This is a genomic window from Xanthomonas sp. BRIP62418, assembly GCF_003993495.1.
In the GTDB taxonomy this organism is placed as follows: domain Bacteria; phylum Pseudomonadota; class Gammaproteobacteria; order Xanthomonadales; family Xanthomonadaceae; genus Xanthomonas; species Xanthomonas euroxanthea.
In genome coordinates, this window is the sequence record NZ_QEZG01000040.1 from 71,468 (window position 1) to 94,474 (window position 23,007).

Annotated in this window: 11 protein-coding genes and 1 pseudogene; 3 read left to right on the forward strand and 9 right to left on the reverse strand. The window is 66.8% G+C overall.

Annotated features, from left to right (window positions below; all coding sequences use genetic code 11):
- Window positions 1-80 precede the first annotated feature (80 nt).
- Both EO174_RS13275 and EO174_RS13280 read left to right on the forward strand, forming a co-directional pair.
- Window positions 81-1,145 carry a N(4)-(beta-N-acetylglucosaminyl)-L-asparaginase gene (locus EO174_RS13275; protein WP_126944948.1) on the forward strand — a complete coding sequence of 355 codons (1,065 nt, stop codon included), beginning with the start codon at window positions 81-83 and terminating at the stop codon, window positions 1,143-1,145.
- Window positions 1,142-1,873 (forward strand): copper homeostasis protein CutC, encoded by a 732-nt coding sequence (locus EO174_RS13280; protein ID WP_126944951.1) that lies wholly within the window; start codon window positions 1,142-1,144, stop codon window positions 1,871-1,873. Before EO174_RS13275 ends, EO174_RS13280 begins: the two co-directional genes overlap by 4 nt.
- A gap of 1,489 nt (window positions 1,874-3,362) precedes the next feature.
- Here the strand turns inward: EO174_RS13280 and EO174_RS13305 are convergent.
- Window positions 3,363-4,415 (reverse strand): annotated as a pseudogene (locus tag EO174_RS13305) (sialidase family protein); the annotation flags it as partial.
- 111 nt (window positions 4,416-4,526) lie between these two features.
- On the opposite strand from EO174_RS13305, the gene EO174_RS13310 reads away from it, so the two are divergent.
- A complete protein-coding gene (locus EO174_RS13310; RefSeq protein ID WP_119127716.1) occupies window positions 4,527-5,906 on the forward strand; it encodes an alpha-L-fucosidase in 1,380 nt (459 codons plus the stop codon).
- Window positions 5,907-6,210: 304 nt separating this feature from the next.
- On the opposite strand, the gene EO174_RS13315 is transcribed toward EO174_RS13310, so the two are convergent.
- The 8 genes from EO174_RS13315 to EO174_RS13355 all read right to left on the reverse strand — a co-directional run bounded on the left by EO174_RS13315 (window position 6,211) and on the right by EO174_RS13355 (window position 23,001).
- The gene (locus tag EO174_RS13315; protein ID WP_104582973.1) at window positions 6,211-6,426 is read right to left on the reverse strand and encodes a hypothetical protein; all 216 of its coding nucleotides are present in this window, start codon (window positions 6,424-6,426) and stop codon (window positions 6,211-6,213) included.
- A gap of 318 nt (window positions 6,427-6,744) precedes the next feature.
- Window positions 6,745-8,592, reverse strand: coding sequence for a beta-galactosidase family protein (locus EO174_RS13320; RefSeq protein WP_126944960.1), 1,848 nt, complete (start codon window positions 8,590-8,592; stop codon window positions 6,745-6,747).
- A gap of 348 nt (window positions 8,593-8,940) precedes the next feature.
- Window positions 8,941-11,283 carry a GH92 family glycosyl hydrolase gene (locus EO174_RS13325; RefSeq protein WP_126944963.1) on the reverse strand — a complete coding sequence of 781 codons (2,343 nt, stop codon included), beginning with the start codon at window positions 11,281-11,283 and terminating at the stop codon, window positions 8,941-8,943.
- 134 nt (window positions 11,284-11,417) lie between these two features.
- A complete protein-coding gene (locus EO174_RS13330; RefSeq protein ID WP_126944966.1) occupies window positions 11,418-12,869 on the reverse strand; it encodes a glycoside hydrolase family 125 protein in 1,452 nt (483 codons plus the stop codon).
- A 439-nt stretch (window positions 12,870-13,308) separates the two neighbouring features.
- Complete coding sequence (locus EO174_RS13335; RefSeq protein WP_126944969.1) at window positions 13,309-15,969, reverse strand: glycoside hydrolase family 3 C-terminal domain-containing protein; 2,661 nt, start codon at window positions 15,967-15,969, stop codon at window positions 13,309-13,311.
- A gap of 531 nt (window positions 15,970-16,500) precedes the next feature.
- Window positions 16,501-19,191, reverse strand: coding sequence for a glycoside hydrolase family 2 protein (locus EO174_RS22970; protein WP_164740200.1), 2,691 nt, complete (start codon window positions 19,189-19,191; stop codon window positions 16,501-16,503).
- Window positions 19,192-19,212: 21 nt separating this feature from the next.
- Window positions 19,213-21,699 (reverse strand): family 20 glycosylhydrolase, encoded by a 2,487-nt coding sequence (locus tag EO174_RS13350; RefSeq protein WP_343132548.1) that lies wholly within the window; start codon window positions 21,697-21,699, stop codon window positions 19,213-19,215.
- Between the two features lie 246 nt (window positions 21,700-21,945).
- On the reverse strand, window positions 21,946-23,001 hold the full coding sequence (locus tag EO174_RS13355) for a glycosyl hydrolase family 18 protein (protein WP_126944972.1): 1,056 nt from the start codon (window positions 22,999-23,001) through the stop codon (window positions 21,946-21,948).
- Between the last annotated feature and the right edge of the window lie 6 nt (window positions 23,002-23,007).

The following is a 23,007-nucleotide window of genomic DNA, read 5'->3' on the forward strand; positions in this document are numbered from 1 at the left end:
CGCGCGGCGCTGCCGCATGATGGAAGGCTGTCGCCGCGCAGTGCGGCTGCCTGTTTTCTTCCTGCATGGAGTTCGCCCGGATGATCCAACGTCGTCACTTCCTCAAGAGCGCCACGCTTGGTGCGATCGCCTCCGGCCTGGCCGGGTGGGGCGCGCGTGCGCAGGCGGCCGTCGGTGCCGGCACGGGCGGACGCGTTGCCGCGCTGCCGCGCGGCGCGGCGCGGGTGATTTCCACCTGGGATTTCGGCATTGCCGCCAACCAGGCAGCCTGGAACATCCTCGGCAGTGGCGGTATCGCACTGGATGCGGTGGAAGCGGGCGTGCGCGTGCCCGAAGCGGACCCGAGCAACCCGACCGTCGGCCTGGGCGGCTATCCGGACCGCGACGGGCGGGTGACGCTGGACGCCTGCATCATGGATCATCTGGGCAATTGCGGCGCGGTGGCATCGCTGGAAGACGTGGTGCACGCGATCTCGGTGGCACGCGCGGTGATGGAAAAGACCCCGCATGTGATGCTGGTTGGCGATGGCGCGCGGCAGTTCGCGCTGGAACAGGGCTTTCCGCAGACCAAGCTGCTCACGCCCAGCTCCGAAGCGGCGTGGAAAGAGTGGTTGAAGACCTCCAAGTATTCGCCGGAAGCCAATATCGAAAACCGCGCCTGGCGTGATGCCAAGCTTCCGGGCGGCAAGGACAACCACGACACCATCGGCATGCTGGCGCTGGATGCGCACGGCAACCTGTCCGGCGCGTGCACCACCAGCGGCATGGCGTGGAAGATGCACGGCCGGGTCGGCGACAGCCCGATCATCGGTGCAGGCCTGTACGTGGACAACGAGGTGGGCGGCGCGACCTCGACCGGCGTCGGCGAAGAGGTGATCCGCAATGTCGGCAGTTTTGCGGTGGTGGAAATGATGCGCCAGGGCAAGTCGCCGGCCGATGCCTGCCGCGAGGTGGTGATGCGGCTGATCCGGCGCAAGCCCGAACTCACCCGCACCTTGCAGGTCGGATTTCTGGCGATGAACAAGCGCGGCGAGGTGGGGGCGTTCGCGATCCAGAAGGGTTTCAGTTATGCGGTCTGCGATGCGCAGCGGCAGGACCTGCTGGTGCCCGGCGAAAGCCACTACACCACCGAGCCTGCGGCATGAGCGTGTCGGGGCTGGAGGTGGCCGCCGATTCGGTGGGTTCGGCATTGGCGGCGCAGGAAGGTGGTGCGATGCGGGTCGAGCTCTGCGGCGGCCTGGACGGCGGCGGGCTGACGCCCTCGTTCGGCACGCTGGCGGTGGTGCGTGAGCGGTTGCAGATTCCGCTGTATGTGTTGATCCGTCCGCGCGTGGGCGATTTCGTCTTCGATGCGGCGGAGGTCGAGGTGATGCGGCGCGATGTGGAGCAATGCGTGCGGCTGGGCTGCGATGGCGTGGTGTTGGGCGCGCTGGATCTGCATGGGCAGGTCGACATGGGCACGATGCGGGTGTTGATCGCCGCGGCCGGGTCGCTGGGTGTGACCTTCCACCGTGCGATCGACGTCAGCGCCGATCCGGCGCGTGCGCTGGAAGATGCGATCGCGCTGGGGTGCGAGCGCGTGCTGACCTCCGGTGCGCGTGCAAGCGCGCTGGAAGGGATCGACACCATCGCAGCGCTGGTGCAGCAGGCGGGCGACCGTATCAGCATCATGCCCGGTGCGGGCGTGTCCGAAAGCAACGTGCTTGCGCTGCGTAACGGCACGGGGGCGCGCGAGTTCCATGCCTCCTCACGTGGCCCGGTTGCGGCGCAGGTGCATGCGCCGCATGCGTATATCTCCGACCTGGGGGGCGACTACCAGCGCACCGATGTGGCGCGTGTGCGGCGGGTTGTGGGGTTGTTGCAGGAGCTGTGAGGCGCTGTGTCTCGATGGTGGAGCATGTGATCCGGGACCTCTTTGCACGCCGTGGCCGGCAACCAGGTGAAGTGAAGACGTAGCATGGGATCTGTAGTTTGGCTGCCGGGTCCTCGACCAACCAGGCTTTGTTGCGTTGAAACGGCGGCAACGCTCAGGAGCATGTTGTGTTGAGCTCAGACGGGGCACTGTGGAAGAAACGAACGCAACGCGTTTGATCTGCTGCTTCGTTGCAGGGCCCTTGCCCGCCCACCATCGCGGGACACGCCGCAAGTACGTCCCTGTAGGCTCTGGCGCGGCATCCATGCCGCTCAAGGTCCCGCGACGGTGAGCGGGCAAGGACCGGTCGAAATGGTCGGTGTGCGTGGACAAGCGCAGGAGCTGCGGTCGGCGAGTTGCTTGTGCAGTTCCATCAGTGCACGACCAACGTAGGAGGCGCGATGTCCTTGCCGGTTCCGGGACCCTTGGCGGCATGGATGCCGCCACGGAGCCTCCAGGGATGGATTCACGGCGTGTCCCGGAAGTGGTGAGGGCATCGCGCCCTCGACCAACCAGGCTTTGTTGCGTTGAAACGGCAGCAACGCTCAGGAGCATGTTGTGTTGAGCTCAGACGGGGCACTGTGGAAGAAGCGAACGCAACGCGTTTGATCTGCTGCTTCGTTGCAGGGCCCTTGCCCGCCCACCATCGCGGGACACGCCGCAAGTACGTCCATGTAGGCTCTGGCGCGGCATCCATGCCGCTCAAGGTCCCGCAACGGTGGACGGGCAAGGACCAGTCGAGATGGTCGGTATACGTGGACAAGGGCAGGAGCTGCAGTTGGCGAGTTGCTTGTGCAGAGTTGCTTGTGCAGTTCCATCAGTGCACGACCAACGTAGGAGGCGCGATGTCCTTGCCGGTTCCGGGACCCTTGGCGGCATGGATGCCGCCACGGAGCCTCCAGGGATGGATTCACGGCGTGTCCCGGAAGTGGTGAGGGCATCGCGCCCTCGACCAACCAGGCTTTGTTGCGTTGAAACGGCAGTAGAGCTCAGGAGCATGTTGTGTTGAGCTTAGACGGGGCACTGTGGAAGAAGCGAACGCAACGCGTTGATCTGCTGCTTCGTTGCAGGGCCCTTGCCCGCCCACCATCGCGGGACACGCCGCAAGTACGTCCATGTAGGCTCTGGCGCGGCATCCATGCCGCTCAAGGTCCCGCGACGGTGAGCGGGCAAGGACCAGCTGAAATGGTCGGTATGCGTGGACAAGCGCCGGAGCGGCGGTCGGCGAGTTGCTTGCGCAGTTCCATCAGTGCACGACCAACGTAGGAAGCGCGATGTCCTTGCCGGTTCCGGGACCCTTGGCGGCATGGATGCCGCCGCAGAGCCTCCAGTGACGGATTAACGGCGTGTCCCGTATGTGGTGAGGGCACCGTGCCCTCGACCGTTCGATCTACTGCGCACTTTCCGGCAATGACTGCGGCGATCTCGTGTCATCTGCCTCGCTGCCAAGGCGTGTCGGATCCAGGACGACATGCTTGATGCGTTGGCGCTTCCAGGTGTAGCTGATATGGACCAGCCCATCGCGGGTCTGGATCACCGCCGGATAGGAGAACTCGTCCTTTGCGCTGTGTTCCAGCGTGAGGGCGCGTTGCCAGTGCACGCCATCGGCTGATAGCGCCACCGCAAGCGTGCCGCGACCGTCCCACCAGTGCTTGCCGGCGATGCCGGGGTTGTAGACCAGCAGGGCGCGGCCGTCGCGCAGCATCACCGCGTCTGTGCCGGCGTTGGGATTCTCCACGGCCAGCAACTGCATCGGTTGCCAGTGCAGGCCGCCGTCATTGGAGAACGTACTGAACACCTTGTCCTGCTGGCTGCGCCCGAGCACCTGCACGCGCCCGTTCGCATGCAGCAGGAGGCTAGGCTGGATCGCGCCGATCGCCGCCGGATCATTGAGCGGCATGCCGCGTTGCCAATGCGCGCCGTCGTCGTCGCTCCATTCCAGATGCGCGCGCCAGCCACGGTCTTCGCTGCTGCTGGGCGAAAGGATGCGTCCGTTCGGCAATTGCACCGGCTTGTTCTTGATCGGGCCGAGGATGCCGTCGGGCAGGCGCTGCGGTGGCGACCAGTGCGCACCGTCATCATCCGAGGTAATGCGCAGGCCCCACCACTGCCGTGGATTGGGGCCGAGCTTGTAGTACAGCTGCACCGGGCCGGCGCTGGACTGGAACAGCACCGGATTCCAGGTCGGCAGTGCGGCGCCATCCGCGCCGGCATGCGCGCCGTCGGCGATGCGTCGCGGCGGCTGCCATTGCCGCACGCCGCGCTGCGCGAGCCAGACACCGACATCGGCCGCTCCCTCGTGCGTGCCGCCGAACCAGGCGGCCAGCAGCGTGCCGGCGCGGGTCTCCAGAAGCGTGGAGGCGTGCGCCTGTGGCGTCGGTGCGGGATCGGCGATGAACTCGCTGAGCACAATGGGCGAGGGCGGCGGCATGCGCGGTTCGGCGTGGACGGCGAAGGCGGCAAGGCTTGCGACCAGGCAGGTCGACAAACGTGACGGATGCATCGTGGTCCAGTCCTGTGCGGATTTTAAAGATACCTATTTATCATCTATTAAATACCATATGCTCTGGTCATCCCAGGCGGCCGTGGTCGCCGACCACTGCGAGGACCCGCGATGTCATCACACCCGCTCTCCCCGTTGCGCTGGCTGGCCGCCCTCGGCCTGACCGCGCTGACCCTGCCCACCGCCATCGCGCAGAACTTTGCCGAGGTCAAACCCTCGCCGCAGCAGGTGGCCTGGCAGGATCTGGAATTCGGCGTGATCGTGCACTTCAATCCCAACACCTGGCTGGACCAGGAGTGGGGTGACGGGACGGCCAGCGCCAAGACCTTTAACCCGACCAATGTGGATCCGGGCCAGTGGGCGCGCGCGGCCAAGTCGGCCGGTGCGAAGTACGTGATCCTGGTGGCCAAGCACCACGACGGGTTTGCGCTGTGGCCCACTGCCGAGAGCAATTATTCGGTCAAGAACAGTCCGTGGATGGGCGGCAAGGGCGACCTGGTCAAGCTCACCAGCGATGCGGTGCGCAAGGAAGGCATGGGCTTTGGCGTGTACCTGTCGCCGTGGGATCGCCACGAGCCCAAATATGCCGATTCCAAGGCCTACGACAAGTTCTACGCTGCGCAGTTGGTGGAGCTGGCCTCGCATTACGGCCCGATCACCGAGTGGTGGCTGGACGGCGCCGGCAGCGCCGGTCACGTGTACAACTTCGACAAGTACATGGAAGAGCTGCGCACCTACCAGGCCAACGCGATGGTATTTGCCGATACCGCCTTGTTCGAGTACGGCGACGTGCGCTGGGTGGGCAACGAGGCCGGCTTCATCGAAGGCGAAAACTGGAACGTGATCGATCGCCACGGCTACCTGCGCTGGCGCCCGGTGGAAGTGGATACGCCGCTGCACAAGCTGCAGTGGTTCTGGCATCCCAACAGCGACCAGACACTCAAGAGTGTCGATGAGCTGGTGGAGATCTGGGAAAAGAGCGTCGGCCTGGGCGGTCAGCTGGTGCTGGGTCTCGCGCCGGACAAGCGCGGCCTGTTGCCGGAAGCCGATGTTGCACGCCTGCAGGAACTTGGCCAGGCGCTGCAGGCGCGCTACGGCGCAGACAGGAATCTGGTGGCCGGCAACATCAGGAAGACCGACGGCATCGACGCGGCAGTGGACGGCGATCGCGAGACGTTCTGGAGTGCGCCGGCCGGTTCGCATAGTGCGGTGCTGGAGCTGCAGTTCAAGCAGCCGGTGACCTTCGACAGTGCGCTGAGCATGGAGTGGATCAACGACGGCCAGCTGGTGCAGAAATACGCGGTGGAAGCCTGGCAGGACGGCAAGTGGGTGCCGCTGGCGAAGGCGCAGGCGATCGGGCGGATGAAGATCGATCACTTCGCGCCGGTGACCGCATCGCGGGTGCGCCTGAATATCCAGTCCAGTGCGGATGCGGTGCATATCCGCGAGTTCCAGTTGTTCAATACCGGCAAGGGTGCGGCGACGCGCTGAGCGCGGTTGATCGGGTTGTAGGCGCTGGGCAATACGTGCCGATGGCCCGGGCCGGCTCCCGACCGGGAGCCGGTTGGCCATGCGTTGACAGGTGGCATCGCACAGCGGTTGCGCGCGGCCACAGTGCGCCCGCGACGCAGATTGCGCACTGGTGTCGCAGGGACTCAGTCGTACGCGCGCAGGCTGTTATCGAGATGACACGGTGTGCAGTGTCTGCTGCATGGGCGACGCGCGGCGCTCGATGCATTCACGTGATCCGGGCCGCTGGCAACGCAGACACGCTGTCGCCGGCGCGCGGCTGCGCTCAGGTGGCGCTGTCGTCGCGTTCCTGTGGCGGCAGCAGGATCTGCGGCTGCCTGGCCGAGTGGGTCTGGCTCAGGAAGGTCATCAGGTGCGCCGCTTCGGTGCTGCCGATCGGCTGGCCGGGGGCGGGCTTGCTGTGGACGTGTTCGGCAAAGGCGTGCTGGGTCTGCTCCGGAACCGCGGAGACAGGGTCTTGCGTAACGGTGGACGACGACATGAAACGCTCCTGGAACTCACGAACTGACCGTCGCCCGATGGAACGACGGGAATGCGCCACTGCCTTCCACAACGGCGTGAGCCGGTGATCTTGCCTGGAATGCGATCAGTCCGATACCGCACAGGTAGCAGACCCTATGCGGGCAGTTGACCTCCAGATAGCGGCGGGCGCGCGGTAGTCTGAAGGCCGGCCAGCCCCGGGAGCGCCAGGCGGGTTGCCTGGCGGTTGGTTTGGCCCATCGGCGGACACGCACAGGCGGCTTGCGGTTGCCAAGCCGGCGGGTGCGCGAGCGTCAGCCGCCGGCCATCCGTCTGCCCCCTACTCCTTCGGCGTGATCCACACCTGCTGCTGCAGGCCGCGCACGCCGGGCTTGGCGGTGCTGTCCAGGTCGAACACCACCACGGTGTTGTCGCCCTTGCGCTGGAACGGGGCCGGGAAATACAACGCCCGCTGCGGGCCGATGGCCCAGTGGCGGCCCAGGTTGACGCCGTTGGCCCAGGTCACGCCCTTGCCGAAGGCGCGCATGTCCAGGTAGGTGTCGGCCGGTGTGCCGATGCGCAGCGTGCCGCGATGGAAGGCGGGGCCTGCGACGGCGTTGCGGGTCCAGCCGCGGATGCTGTCGGGCGAGCGCATCGGCAACGGGAAGGCCTGCCAGCCGGTGAGCTGCCGGTTGTCCAGCAGCACCGGGTCGACCAGCCCGGCGCGGCCGTCGGCCATGCGCGGGCCGTAGTTGATGCGGCCGCTGTTTTCGACCAGGACATCCAGTGTGTGCTGGCCTGCAGGAATATCCACATCGGTGGAGACCTGCTGCAGCCGGCGTTCGACACTGCCGACCGGCTTCTGATCGACGTACACCCGCGCGACATCGCGCACCTCGCCCAGGTACAGCGGCCCCTTGCGCGGGCCGGTGACGGTGGTGCGGTAGAGGATGTAGCCGTAATCCTGGCCGAAGTGCTCCATCGGCTGCGGGGTGTCGATGGCGATCGGTGCGGGCAGGTTGTCCCACAGCGAGGCGGATTCGCGCAGCGGCGTTTCCGGCAGGGCCGCCGTGTCGATCGGTGCCGGCAGCGCCGGCGGCTGCACGCCGGTGACCCGGGCGATGGCCTCGCGCATCAGCGCGAACTTGGGCGTGGGATGACCGGCTTCGTCCAGGATGGCGTCGTAGTCGTAGCTGGTGGTCTGCGGGGCGTAATGGTCGCTGGGGTTGCCCTGGAAATTGGCACCATTCATGAAGCCGAAACTGGTGCCGCCGATGAACATGTAGAGATTGGCCGAGTGGCCCTGGCGCAGGATCCACTCCAGCTCTTCGGTCTGTTGCTTGGCATCGGTGCTGGCATGCGGCTTGCCCCAATGGTCGAACCAGCCGGCCCAGTATTCGCCGACCATGCGCGGTTGCCCGGGGCGGAACTTGATCAGTTTGTCGAACGCACTCTTGGCCTCGCCGGGGGCGAAGTTCACCACCGCCAGGGTGTCCGGCAAGGTGCCGTTGGCGAGCATGTCGGCGCCGTCGGAGGTAAACAGCAAGGCGTCGTCGAAGCCAGCCTTGACGTACATGGCGCGGTTGTCGGCCATGTAGGCATGGTCGTCGTCGTAGGAGCCGTACTCGTTCTCGACCTGCACGGCGATGATCGGCCCACCGTTGTGGTTGAGCAACGGGCGCACCTGTTGGTACACCGCATCCAGGTAGGCCTGGCTGGCGGCCAGAAAGCGTGGGTCGCGGCTGCGCACGCGGATGTTGTCCTTGCCGAACAACCAGGCCGGGTAGCCGCCGGCTTCCCACTCGGCACAGGTGTAGGGGCCAGGACGCAGGATCACGTTGAGGCCTTGTGCGGCGGCTTCGCGCACGAACGCGGCCACGTCGTTGTTGCCGGAAAAATCGAACCGGCCTTGCTGCGGTTCGACCAGGTTCCAGAACACGTAGGTCTCCACCGTGTTCAAGCCCAGTGCGCGCGCCTTCTGCAGGCGGTCCTTCCAGTAGGCGCGCGGGATGCGCTGGAAATGGATGGCGCCGGAGAGCAGTTGATACGGCTTGCCGTCGCGCACGAACTGCGTGCCTTGCGTGCCGAAGCTGGGCCAGGTGTCGGCGTGGGTGTCGGCGGCACTGGCGGCGGCGGGAAGTGCCAGCGCGAGGGCGAGGACGAGGGGGCTGAGGGTGCTACGCAACATGGGCAATTCCCGGCGGTGACGAGTGACTGGTGACGATGGGGGTGGATTGGTTTTTGCGTGAGGCCGCTTGCGTGTTGGCCCTCATCCGCCCTTCGGGCACCTTCTCCCGCTTGCGGGAGAAGGAAAAGGCAAGCCTCCCGCTTGCGGGAGAAGGAAAAGCAAGCCTTCCGCTTGCGGGAGAAGGAAAAGCAAGCCTCCCGCTTGCGGGAAAGGAAAGGCAAGCCTCCCGCTCGCGGGAGAAGGAAAAAGCAAGCCTCCCGCTTGCGGGAGAAGGAAAAGCAAGCCTCCCGCTGCGGGAAAGGGAAGGGCGGCCTCCCATTGCGATTGGCGCGATGCCGGGCACGTACGCTATGCGAACGACGGCGGTAGATCCTCCTTGTTCGCGCCGAAGGCCGGATTCGGCTTGGCGCCCATCGTGAATTCCAGCGTGCCGCCGGCGGCCAGATCGGCATGCCGCATCCAGCTGCGGTTGATCGGTTTGCCGTTCCAGGTCAGCGACTGCACATAGACGTTCTGCGCGCTGTTGTTGTTGGCCACGATGCGCAGCGTGCGGCCGTTGCCGACATCCAGTTCTGCGCGCTTGAACAGCGGGCTGCCGAGAACGTAGTTGCCGCTGACCGGGTCCACTGCGTACAACCCGAGCGCGCTGAGCACGAACCAGGCGCTCATCTGCCCGCAATCCTCGTTGCCGGACAGCCCATTGCGCGCATCGTGGTACTGCTCGCGCAGCAGCCGGCGCACCATGGCCTGGGTCTTGTACGGCTGGCCCGCGTAGGCGAACAGGTAGGCCACGTGATGGCTGGGCTCGTTGCCGTGCGCGTACTGGCCGACCAGGCCGTCGATATCCGGTGGCGCATCGGCCGGCAGCTCGGAACTGGTGGAAAACAGTTCGTCGAGCTTGGCCACGAAGCCGTCGCGGCCGCCGTACAGGTCCATGTAACCGTACAGGTCGTGCTGGTTGAGGAAGGTGGCCTGCCAGGCGTTGGACTCGGTGAAGTCGCGCCACTTGCTGATGTGGCCCATGCCGCGCGGGTCGAACGGGGTGGCCCAGCTGCCGTCTTCCAGTCGCGCCTGCACGAAGCCGCTGTCGCGATTGAACACGTTGCGGTAGTTGCGCGAGCGCTCGCGCAGTGCGCGTGCATCGTCGGTGGCACCAGCGGCCTGGGCCAGGTGCGCGCAGGCCCAGTCGTCATAGGCGTATTCCAGCGTGCGGCTGACCGCTTCGTCCACCTTGTCGGCGGGGATGTAACCGAGTTTGCGGTAGTCCGCCAGGCCGTGGGTGGTGTCGTCCATCGCGCGCTTGCGGTAGGCCGGCCAGGCGGCTGTGTAGTCGATGCCGGTGAAGCCCTTGGCATGCGCTTCGGCCAGCACCACTGCGGAGTGGTAGCCGATCATGCAGCCGGTTTCCACGCCTTGCAGCGGCCAGATGCCCACGCCGTCCGGGCATTCGTTGGCGCCGCGGACCAGGCACTGCACCAGGTCCGGCACGCGCTCGGGTTGCACCAGGGTGAGCAGCGGGTGCGCGGCGCGGTAGGTGTCCCACAGCGAATAGGTGCTGTAGTTGTGATAGCCCTTGGGTGCGGTGTGGATCTGCAGGTCCATGCCACGGTAACGGCCATCCACGTCGCTGAAGAGGGTGGGCGCGAGCAGGCTGTGATACAGGCCGGTGTAGAAGATGCGGCGTTGCGCATCGTCATCGCTGTCGATGCGCACGCGTGCCAGTTCCTTCTCCCAGGCGGCCACGGCCTGCGCATGCACGCGGGCGAAGTCGAAATCGGGCAACTCGGCATCCAGGTTGGCCAGCGCATTGTCGGCGCTGACGGCGGAGATGCCGACCTTGACCAGCAGCGGTGCGTCGGATGCATCGGGAAAGTGCAACGCCGCCTTGAGGTGGGTACCGTCGCGGCTGCGCGTGCCGGCAGGCAGCGCTTGATCTTCGTCGTACAGCTGCACGCTGGCGAACGGCCGCGACAACCGCAGGGCAAAGTAGATGTAGCGCCCCTTGGCCCACTGGTGGACGCGGCGCCCGCCTGTGATGGTCTGTGCATCGACCACGCGCAGCTGCGCATCGCTCACGCGGGTGGGGATGCCGGGTTTGTCCTGCATGCCGTGGCACAGGTCCAGCAGCACGTGCGCCGGCTTGCCCTTGGGGAAGTGGTAACGGTGCAGGCCGGCGCGCGTGGTGGCGGTGAGCTCGGCATGCACGCCGCTGTCCTTGAGCCGCACGCGGTAGTAGCCGGGCGAGGCGGCTTCATCGCTGTGGTCGTAGCGCGAGCGGTAGCCGCTGTCCGGCGCATCGAGTGTGCCCGGCACCAGCTTGACCTCGCCGGTGGCCGGCACCAGCAGGACGTCCAGCATGTCGCCGATGCCGGTGCCGGACAGATGCGTGTGCGAAAAGCCCATGATCGAGCCGTCGGACTCGTGGTAGCCGGAGCACGAATCCCAGACCGCGTTGTAGGTGTCCGGGCTCAGCTGCACCATGCCGAACGGCAGCGTCGCACCGGGAAAGGTGTGGCCATGGCCGCCGGTGCCGATGAACACATCGACATGGCGCGTGAGCTCGGCGCGGGCGCGCGCATCGGCCGGCAGTGCGTAGTTGCCGGCGCGTGCGCGGGCAAGCCCGGGCAGGCCGGTGCTGCCGAACAGGGCTGCTGCGATGGCGCCTTGGAGAAAACCGCGTCGTGTTGCCATGGTGTGGTCTCTGAATTTGCGGGCCGATGCCGGGGCACCCTCATCCGCCCGTCGGGCACCTTCTCCCGGCGGGAGAAGGGAACATCAAGCGCTGCGCCGTCTGCCCGGGATGGCAGATCGCGCGCTTCGAACCATCAGCTACTGCGCAGCAGCTGGGGTTTGCGTTGGTGCAGGTCGATGATCAGTTCGCCGAACAAGGTGTTGGCCCAGGCGAACCAGTCGCGGGTGAAGGTGCTCGGGTTGTCCTTGTCGAAGGCTTCGTGCATGAAGCCGGTGCCGGCATGGGTGGTCTTCAGCCACTGCAGGCATTGGCGCAACTGTGCATCGTCGTCGCTGACCAGCGCGTACTGGATGATCGACATCGGCCAGATCGTGCCCATGCCGCTGTGCGGGCTGCCGACGCCTTCGGCCGCACGGCCGCGCGAGAAGTACGGATTGCGTTCGCTCCAGGCCAGCTGGCGGGTGCGCAGGAACACCGGGTCGGCGCGGTCGCAGCAGCCCAGGTAGGCCAGGCTGAGCAGGCCGGGGGCGTTGGCGTCGTCGATGAACAACTGGTTGCCGTAACCGTCCACTTCGAACGCCCAGTACGCCTGGCCGTCGCTGTCGCGCAGTTGGCCGAACTGGCGCGTTGCCGTTTCCACCTCGTCTGCCAGCGCGGTGCAGTCGGCGGCGAACGCGGCATCGCGGTGCAAGGCCGTGCTCATCGTGGCCAGCTGCCGCAGCGAGGCCACCGCGAACAGGTTGGCCGGCACGAACAGCGGATACACGCAGGCATCGTCGGAGGGGCGGAACATCGAGTGGATCATGCCGTTGGGCCGGGTCGGCTGGCCGTAGCCTTCCAGCACCAGCGTCTCGGTCGCCAGCGGCGAGGGCCGCTGGAACACGTACGGGCCGCGGTTGTCCTTGCGCTGCTGCTCGCGGAAGGTCCTGACCACCACGTGCATCGCCGCGCGCCAGTCGTCGTCGAACGGGGCGGCATCGCCGGTGGCGCGCCAGTATTCGTGCGCGATGCGGATCGGGTAGCACAGCGAATCGATTTCCCACTTGCGCTCGCCCACGCCGGGCTTCATCTCGGTGATGTCGTTGAGCGACCACTTCAGGCGTTGGGTCTGGCCATCGGGCAGGAAGGCGTTGGCATACGGGTCGAGCCGGATGCAGGCGGCCTGGCGCTGGATCAGGCCATGGAACATGCGCCGCAACGCAGGGTCGCGCCTGGCCAGCGGCACGTAGGGATGCACCTGGGCGGAGGAGTCGCGCAGCCACATCGCGTGGATGTCGCCGGTGATGACGAAGGTGTCCGGCTTGCCGTTGCGGGTGCCGGTTTCCACCGTGGTGTCCAGCGTGTTGGGGTAGCAGTTCTCGAACAGCCAGGCCAGCTCGGGATCGGCGATGCGCGCCTTGATCTGCACGATCTGCTGCTCGACCGCCTTGCTGACGAAGCGGCGCTGCGGCTTGGGTGGGCGCTTGCTGACGAAGGTGCCGACGGCCGTGGAGGTGCCGGCGGCGAAGGCGGGCAGTGCGCCGGCCAGCAAGCCGGCGCCCGCGCTGGCGCCGAGCAGCTGAAGGATGTCGCGGCGGGTGTGCATGAGCTGGAACTCCCTGGATTTCAGCAAGCGGTCGACGCAGCGGACATCGTTCCATCGGCGGCATCACGTGCCCGGCCGATGATGAGACCTATGCATGACCAATTCCCGATGACCATACAACGTGTGCGCCGAATGTGCATAGTGCGTCCGCACAATTCGGCCCCGTATGCGTGGCCTGCGGCAGTGGTGGTGGTGGCTGGTCCACGTCCATTGCGGTCGTACGACATCGCCTGGCTGCCGTGCAATCACGGTCATCGCGGTGGAAACGTGCGGCGGGATCGGCAGGCCGGCACGGCGCCGACCGGCCTGGTAGCGGAGCCGGCGCGTGCCGCCTCGCCTGATCTCGGGCAATGTCGCCGACCGCAACGTCCTTCCGCTGCCCCATGCAACAGGCGCCGGCCCTCACAGCCGACGCCGTTGCCTGCCGCACCCCAACCGCTCATTTCGGCAATGGCGAACGCCCCGAGATCGAAAACGCTGCCGCCTCGCCGACCGCGCCGGTACCGGGTTGGCCGCCGCCGACAAACAGCGTGTAATCGCCGGCTTCCACCGCACGCTGCCCGCTGCGATCCACATCGCTCAGGGCGCGCGCATCGAGGGTGAAGGTGAGCGTGCGCTGCTCACCCGGCTGCAGGTGCACACGCTGGAAGCCGACCAGGCTGCGCAACGGCGACTGCGGGCGCTGCGGATATTGCAGATACACCTGCGCCACCTCATCGCCAGCGCGCGTGCCGGTGTTGCGCACGCTGGCGGTCACCTGCAACGCACTGCCAGCTTGCAGGGTTGCAGTGGACAGCTGCGGCGCGCTGTAGGCAAAGCTGGTGTAGCTCAAGCCATAGCCGAACGGAAACAGCGGCTCGCCCTTGAAGTAGCGGTAGGTGCGGCCCTTCATGTCGTAGCTGACGTAGGGCGGCAGGTCCTTGGTGGAGCGATAGAAGGTCACCGGCAGGCGCCCGCCGGGGGTGTCGTCGCCGGCCAGCATGCGTGCGATCGCGGTGCCGCCGGACTGGCCCGGGTACCACGCCGCCACGATCGCGTCGGCATGGGCCTTGGCCCAGTTCAACGCCACCGCGCTGCCGCTCATCAGCACCACCACCAGCGGCTTGCCGGAGGCCTTGGCGCGTTCGAGCAGCGCCTGCTGCGGGGCGGGCAGGGCGATGTCGTTGCGGTCGCCGCCATCGAAGCCGGGCACGTCGATGCGCAGTTCCTCGCCTTCCACATCCGGCGACAGGCCGACGAAGGCCACTACCGCATCGGCCTGCGCCACCGCCTGCTCTGCCTCGGCCAGTTGCGCCGCCGCCGGTGCCAGCCACTCCAGGCGCAGGCCCTGGTCCTGGCCGCGGTGCTCCATTTCCAGGCGGATCCTGCGCGGGCGGGTGTCGTCGAAGTGCAGCACGGTTTCCACGCTGCGGCCATCGGCGTTATGCATGCCGGCCGGCACGTGCTTGTCTTCGGCATTGCCGGCGACCACCAGCTTGTCGTCGATGTACAGCCGCACCGGATCGTGGCCGGCGCAATCGAAGCAGCGCGCCACCCGTACCGCCAGCGTGTAGTCGCCCGCGCTCGGCGGCAGCAGCTCGCCGCTCCAGCGCACCGCATAGCGATCGGCCGGCACGCCCTTGGCGGGTGCGACCTGGTCCCAGTTGAAACTCACCACACGGTCCTGCCGCACCACGCGCGCAGCACCGGTCATCTCGACGTTGTCGAAATATTCGCCACGCAATCCCGGCTTGCCGTCGCTGCGCAGCGCGGTTTCCGGAATCATGCCCGGCACGCCGGCGGCCAACGGTGCACCTTGCGCATAGCTCACCTGCTGGGTGCCGAAGCGCTGGCGCAGGCCGAGCAAGGGCGTCACCGGCTCGGAGGAGGTGCCCTGATAGTTGGCTTCCAGCGCCGCCAGGGCATCGGCGTTCGGGCCGATCACCGCCAGCCGCGTGCCCGGTTTCAGCGGCAGGGTGCCGGCATCGTTCTTGAGCAATACGATCGACTCGGCGGCAGCCTTCAGCGCCAACGCGCGGTTGGTCGCGTTGTCGATGTCCTTGGCGCCGAGCCTGGCATACGGATCCTTGCGCGGCGCTTCCAGTTCGCCCAGGCGATAGCGCGCCGCGAACAGGCGCACCAATGACTGGTCGAGCAGGGCTTCGTCCACTTCGCCACGTGCGATGGCCGTGCCCAGGGCGCGATACGCGTAGCCGCAGTTGAGATCGTGCCCGGCCTTGAGCGATGCGGCCGAGGAGCCGGCATTGTCCGGGCGGAAGTAATGGAACTGGGTCATGTCGTCCACCGCATCGCAGTCGGACACCACGAAGCCCTTGAAGCCCCAGTCACCACGTACGCGGCCGTTGAGCAGCCAGTCGGCGGCGCAGGCCGGCGTGCCGTGTAGCGAGTTGTATGCGCACATCACCGAGCCGGCCTGGCCGTCGATCAAGGCGGCGCGGAAGGCGGGCGTGTAGGTCGCCTCCACATCGCGCGGCGACACGTCCACGTCGAAGCTGTGCCGGCCCGGCTCCGGGCCGCTGTGCACGGCGATGTGCTTGGGCGTGGCGATGGTGCGCGGGTGACCGAGGTCCTCGCCCTGCAACCCGCGAATGAAGCCCACCGCCAGTTGCCCGGTGAGGAAGGGATCCTCGCCGTAGGTTTCCATGCCACGGCCCCAGCGCGGGTCGCGGAAGATATTGATGTTGGGCGACCAGATGGTCAGGCCCGCGTAGCGCTTGTGGTCCTTGCCCGGGCCGCCGGCCTGGTTGAACTTGGCGCGCGCCTCGGTCGACACCACCGTGCCCACCTGCTGCATCAACGCCATGTTCCAGCTGGCGGCCAGGCCGATCGCCTGCGGAAACACCGTGGCGTAGCCATTACGCGCGATGCCGTGCAGGCCTTCGCTCCACCATTCGTAGGCGGGGATGCCCAGGCGCGGAATTGCCGGCGCATCGTTCATCGCCTGCGCGACCTTTTCCTCGCGGCTCATCTGCGCCACCAGCGCGGCGGCGCGCTGCTCCGGCGTGCTGCTGCGGTCGGCGGGCGCGGCATGCGCGATGCAGGGCAGGCCCAGGCCCAGCCCCAGTGCCATGGCAAGACGCGATACAAACACGGATGACATCGATTCACTCCTGCGCAGCGGCGAGATTCGCCCGGGGTCGTTCTGGTGTTGCCGCAGGGGCTGCGGCGGGTTGAGGATCTGGCGTGGCGGCGTCATGCGCGCCATCGCCCGTGGAGGATGTTGCTGTTACCGCGGCGGGCCCTCACCCGCCCCTGCGGGGCACCTTCTCCCGCCCGCGGGAGAAGGACAGCCAACGCGGGACGAGGCCGCGCGAGGGAGGAGAGGGGCGCGCCTTGGGAGAGGGCACGCACGGCAGGAGATCACGTCGTTTTCCTAAGGTGGATGCGATGCAAGGGTGCGAAGAGTGCGTATGACAGGAAACCAAATCTGCGGGAGACGCCATGCGCGCGAAACGCATTCGCGGAACAAGCGCATGCACGAGCGGACAGCGAGTCCTTCTTCCGCCGGGCGGGAGGCGCCCTACGCGTGAGATGCAGACGCGGACCAAGCGCATGCATGGACGGAGATCGCGTCCTTCTCCCGCCTGGCGGGAGAAGGTGCCCGAAGGGCGGATGAGGGCCAGCTCGCCGCTCATTTCGCCGCCGCTGCCTCCGGCGGTTCCGGCGGCGCGCCTGCCAGCGTCGATGCCAGGTCGCGCACCTGCAACGCAGACTGCACCTGCGCCATCGGCAGCTTGCTGGACACGTGCAGCGTCAGCGGTTCGCCCGGCAGCAGGTCGAAGGCGTTATCGGCCACACTGACGTCCAGGTCGCCGAACGACAGCCACACCTCGCGCGCCAGCGTGTCGCTGGACAGCGTCAGCGCATAGCCATCGCCATCGGCGCGCCACTGGCTGTCGATCTTCGCGGTCGGCAAGGCCAGCTGTTTGGCCGGCGCGAAGAACACCACCTCGCGCGACAGTAGCTTGGCGCCATCGAACAATTCGAACACCGCGTAAGTGCGTTTCGGATCGGCACTGCCCAGCAGTTGCTTGTCGCTGAAGTTGCCCACCTGCAGGCTGCTGAGCGGCTTGACGGTGGCCTTTTCCTCGCGCTTGCTCAGCAGCTTGCCGTCCATGCTCATCACCCGCATGCGCCAGCGGGCCGTCAGCGGAGTGGTGCGGTCGGACACCAGCGACACCTCGGTCTGGCCCTTGTCGTTACGCAATGCGGCGATCAGCTCCGGCGCATAGAAGCGGCGGGCGTGGTACTGCAGCGCCTTCCAGCGGCCGTAGTAGTCCACGCTGGACCACGACGCACCCGGCCACACATCGTTGAGCTGCCAGTACAAAGAGCCCATTGACTGCGGGCGCGAGGCGCGCAGATGCGAGGCGGCCAGGCTGATGCCCTCGGCCTGCATCAGCTGGCTCAGGTAGACGAAGCTCTCGAAATCCTTGGGTTCGCCGAATTCGCGACGGATGTACAGCATCAGCCGCTTGTTGCCGTTGCCCTTGTCGAACTTCTGATGCACGCGCATCACCGGCGATTCCGGGTCCATGTCGCCGGGTTCGGCGAAGGCACGCACGGTGCGCATATCCGGGAACGACTGCAGGCCGTACTCGGACATGAAACGCGGGGTGACATTGAGATATTCGGTCACCGGCAGCGCGGGGCCGCCCCAGACCTTCCAGTAATGCATGTCGCCATCGGTGGCCTGGTCGGCGGCGCCATCGAAGTTGGTGCCCGGCGAGGTGGACCAGTACGGCACGTCGCTGTCGTAGGTGGCCACCACCTCGCGGAACACGGTGCCGAACAAGGTGGTCATGCCGCGCTCGATGCGGCTGCGTTCTTCCGGGTCCACCGACTGCTTGAACTTGACCCGGTCGCCCCAGTTTTCCCAGCCGGTCTGCACTTCGTTGTTGCCGCACCACAGTACGATGCTGGGATGGTCGCGCAGGCGCTTGACCTGTTCAATTGCTTCTTGCCGGGTGTTCTCGCGGAACTCCACGTCGTACGGCGGCACCGCGCCGCCGAACATGAAGTCCTGCCAGATCATGATGCCCAGTTCGTCGGCCACCTCGTAGAAACGGTCGTCCTGGTAATGCCCGCCGCCCCACATGCGCAGCATGTTCATGTTGGCATCGCGCGCATCCTGCAAGGTGCTGCGCATGCGCTCGGCAGTAACGCGCGCGGGGAAGGCATCCAGCGGGATCAGGTTGGCGCCCTTGGCGAAGATCGGGATGCCGTTGATCACGATCTCCATGCTCTTGCCCCAGGTGTCCTTTTCGCGGCGCAGCTCCACCGAGCGCAGGCCGGTGACGCGCTTGATCTGCTGGCTGTCGCCATCGGCGTCGCGCACGCTGGCCACGAAGGTGTAGCGGTCCTGCGCGCCGTAGCCGGCCGGGAACCAGCGCTTGGGCTTGGCGATACGCACCGGCAGATCGATGCGGTTCTGGCCCGGGTCGACCACCGCCTGCTGGGTGAACTGGCCGACCTTCTGGCCATCCGGTCCCAGCACGTCCAGCGTCACCTGCACCGGCCCGCTGCGGCCGGCCTGCAGTTCCAGCTGCGCCTGCAGCTGCGCAGCGTCCGCGTCCACGCGCTGCTGGGCGATATGCAGCCCGTCCACGCGCACCGCATCCCAGGCTTCCACGCGCACATCCTTCCAGATGCCGGCGTTGACCATGCGCGGACCCCAGTCCCAGCCGTAGCTATACGGCGCCTTGCGCACGTAGGTGGAGCTGTGGCGCGATTCGGGCTCGTCGCCGAAGGCCGAATCGTAGGCGCCCGGCAGCGCGTACGGCTGCTTGGCCAGCCACGGCTGGATCTTCTTGATCGGCGAGAACAGCTTGACCTCGAGCACGTTGTCGCCGCGCTTGAGCAGCGGTTTGGCATCCACGCGCCACTGCCGGAACATGTTGTCGGCGCTCAGCAGCGGCTTGCCGTTGAGGGTGACCTCGGCAAAGGTATCCAGGCCGTCGAACACCAGTTCGACATGCGCGCGCTTGAGCGTGGCCGCATCCACGTTGAAGCGGGTCTGGTATTGCCAGTCGCTCAGGCCCGCCCACTGGATCTTGCCTTCGTTGTCGCGATAGAACGGGTCCGGCACGATCTTGGCGGCGATCAGGTCGGTCTGCACCGCGCCCGGCACCTGCGCCGGCAGCCAGGCCGCCGCTTTCGGATACGTCCTGGCCTGTTCCTGGCCCGGCACCAACCGCACCTGCCAGCCGCTGTCCAGGGGCGTTGCCGTGGGCGGAGCCGCCCAGGCCTGCGAGATGGCAAAGGCCAGGGCTAGCCCGAGGCGGGCGGGGGCAGGAATGCAACGATGGCGGGACAGGGGCATGGGTGACTCTCCTTGGATGGATCAGCGCGTGGCGGCGGGGGGCGCCTGCGCAGTGGTTTCAATCAACTGGACGGCGCCGATGGCATACAACGGGCCGCGAATCGGCGCGGTGAAGCGCAGGCATAGATCGTGGATGCCGGTGCGTGCAGGCAGTGCGGTTTCCAGCGTGAACTGTTCGCCCAGCGTGGCGCTATTGGGCAATTGCACGCTGGCGACCAGCTCGCCCTCGCAGCCCAGGCGCACTTCCAGCTCGCCGCGGCGCGTCTTGGCGGGGTACTGCACCACCTTGGATTGCTCGTGCGCCAGGCCGAAGTTGTTCGGCAGGCGTGCAGCCTCGATGCGGATCGCGCCGATGCCATCCAGGCGCGCCTGCGGATAGAGACGGCAGGCATGGAACAGGTCGACGTTGTAGACCGGCGTGTCGGCGCCGGTCATCTCCGGCAACAACGGTAGGCGCAGGCCGAGCGCACCGGTCTGCACGCAATCGCGCAGGCCCTGGGTGTCCACGCGCAACAGACCGGCACGCTCGAACGTGCGGCTGCGCGTGGCCGCCAGCGCGGTGCCGCCGGCATCGAAGGCGGTGGCCTTGACCGTGGTCGGCAGCTGGATCGTGAACGGCGCCTCGTAGCGCGGCGATGCCGGCGTGGGATCGCTGCCGTCGGTGGTGTAGTGCAGCGTGCCCGCACCGGCCTGGGTGCCGAGTGCCACCTTGGCCGGGCCACCGGCCAGCACCGGGTTGGGGCCGCCTTCCAATGCGATATCGGCGGCGAAGGCGCCGTCGCTGTAGTCGATTCCCAACGCTTTATAACGCTGCAGCTGGGCCGGCATGCGCGCCAGGAAATCCTTCCAGTTGCGCGCAGCCGCAGGCGACCAGGTGACGTCGGCCACCGCGGACAGCCGCGGGAACAGCGCATGGTCGATATGCCACCTGGATGGAATGTATTCGGACCACAATGCGCCCTGCGCGCCGAGGACATGCGTGGCCTGCTCGGCAGTCAGTGTGCTAGGCACCGGGTCGAAGGCGTAGACCTTGGACAATGGCAGCACGGTCAGGCGGCCGTTGGGCTCGTCGCTGCGGGTGGTTTGCAGGTTGTCCAGATACAGCCAGTCGCCCGGCGCCAGCACCACGTCGTGGCCTTGCTTGGCCGCAGTGACCGCACCTTCGGTGCCACGCCACGACATCACCGACGCACTCGCCGGCACGCCGCCTTCCAGAATTTCATCCCAGCCGATCATGCGCCGGCCGTGACTGGTGAGGTAGGCCGCAAGCTGTTCGTTGAACCAGCCCTGCATCGCATGCGCGTCCCTGACCCCCAGCTTGCGCATCTGCGCGCGTACCGCAGGCGAGGCTTCCCATTGATCCTTGACCGCCTCGTCGCCACCGATGTGGATATACGCTGACGGGAACAAGGTCAGCACCTCGTCCAGCACGTTGGTGATGAAGCGCAGGCTGCGTTCGCTGGTGTTGAACAGGTACGGATTGACGCCCCAGTCCACGCCGACCTGGGTGCGCTGGCCGGGCACGCCGACGTCTTCCGGATACGCTGCCACCGCCGCCTGCGCGTGTCCTGGCATGTCCAGCTCCGGCAGCACGGTGATGTGCAGGCGTGCCGCGTAGGCGAGGATCTCGCTGATCTGCTGCTGCGTATAGAAACCGCCATAGCGCTCCGGCGTGCCGTGCCGGCCGGCGCCGGGCGGGGTGCGCCAGGCGCCCACCTCGGTGAGCTTGGGATAGCGCTTGATCTCGATGCGCCAGCCCTGGTCGTCGGTGAGGTGCCAGTGCAGCACATTGAGCTTGTGCGCGGCCATTGCATCGAGCACATGCTTGACCGTGGCTACGTCGTGGAAGTGGCGGGCCACATCCAGATGCTGGCCGCGCCAGCCGAAACGCGGCCAGTCGCGGATCGCCACCGCCGGCACGGCGACATCGCCCTTGCGCGCGTCCGGCGTCATCAGTTGCCAGGCGCTGATCGCGCCATAGAACAGGCCCGCGCCATCGCGCGCGGCGATGCGGATGCCGTTGCCATCCACGTCCAGGCTATAGCCTTCCTTGTGCGCCACCGGCGCCTGCGGTGTGCGCTCCAGACGGATGCTGTGTGGCGACGCCGTGGTTTCGGTGCGTACTTCCAGGGTCAGGCCACGGGTGCGTTGCAACAGGCTGGCCAGTGACTCGGCGCTGCGGCGCACCTCGGCATTGCCGGTGGGGATGGAGATCACCGTGCCGGTGCCGACGCGGAAGCTGCCATTGCCGCGCCTGGCTTCGGCCGGGGCGGGAATCAGCGGCAGCGGTGCGGTGGTCGCAGGCAATGTCGAGGTGGTGCGGGGATGGTCCGCAGCGGGCGCGGTCGCCGTCTGGCGCTGGCCACACCCTGCCAACAGCATCGCCGCAAACGTCACTGCAAGCAGGCGCCAGGAACGTGGCCGCGCTGACAGCGGGCGCGACGACACGCCGCCCGGCAACGGCCGCTTGGAGAATGGTGAGCGCAGGTTCGGTGCGGCGTTCGACATCATGCAATCACATCCCGGTGTGGCGGGGGAGACACGGCAGCCACGCACAGTAGCAAAGCCATGCCGGATGACGCAGGGACTGGCGCACGCTTCGTCGGGGTGCGTGCGCTGTTTTGCAGGAACCACGCATCGGTGTGGTTCGCTGCAGGACGGGCGCGGGGAGTGTGCACATCGGCTTGCCGTGGACGCATTCCGATGCGGACACCGCCCGCGCCCGCCAGGTACTGCAGCGGTGCGATGGCGCGTTTAGCGCTGCGCAGTCGGCAATTCGTCCCACACCTTCGGGTCTTCGGCGCCCAGCACCCAGCAGCTGAAACCTTCCAGGCCGTACTGCTTGACCAGGTCGTAGCGTGCCTTGAAGCTGCGTGCGTCCGGGCGGAACACCCACTCGCGCATGTCGTCGCGGTAGAAGTAGAACCACGATTCCTGCTCGACCGGATCCCACTGCACGGTGGCGTTCTGTTCGATCGCCAGCGGGAAGGATTCGTCGGCATCGATATACGTGGCCGAAATATTCGACGCTTCGGTGCCGTCTTCCTTGACCGGATTACCGGTGTACCAGCGGTAGCCGTAGGTGGCGATGCCAAGCGAGAGCTTGTCCTTCGGCACCTGGGTGATGGCGTAGTCCAGATGCTTCTTCATCCACACCATGCCGTCGACCGGGCCCGGCGTGGTCCAGCGGGTGTGCTGGTCGTAGGTCATGATGCTGACCAGGTCCGCGGCCTGGCCCAGCGCCTTCAGGTCGTATGCGCCGCGCCAGTATTCCCACATCCACTTGGAGAACTGGCCACCTTCGGCATGGCCCGGTGCGTTGGGCACCACCGCCACCGACATCTTGAAGCCGGCCTTGTGCAGTGCATCGGCGGTCTGCTTGACCATCAGCGTATAGGCGTCGCGGTCGGTCCAGGCGATGTTCTCGAAATCGAACTGGAAGCCGTAGTACTTGTGCTGCTTGCCGTGGATCAGCAGCGATCCGATCATGCGCTTCTTGGCGGCTTCGTCGTGCATCAGCTTGTGGAAGCCGTCGCGGCCGGTGGTCATCGACAGGATCGGCATCACCCGCAGGTTCTTCTGCTTGGCGATGTCGTACAGGTACATGTTGGGCGTGCCGTTGACCAGGCCGTTCTGGTCCACGCCATACCAGGTCGGTACCACCACATCGATCTTGTCGACATTGGCCAGGAACGAGTTGGTCGATTTCTGCGTGTTCATCAGATAGAACAACGCGGTGGGGGTTTTGGCCAAGGCCGGCGCGCAGACCAGCGCCAGCGCCAGCAGGATCCAGGTCAATCGCTTGCTCATGAAAAC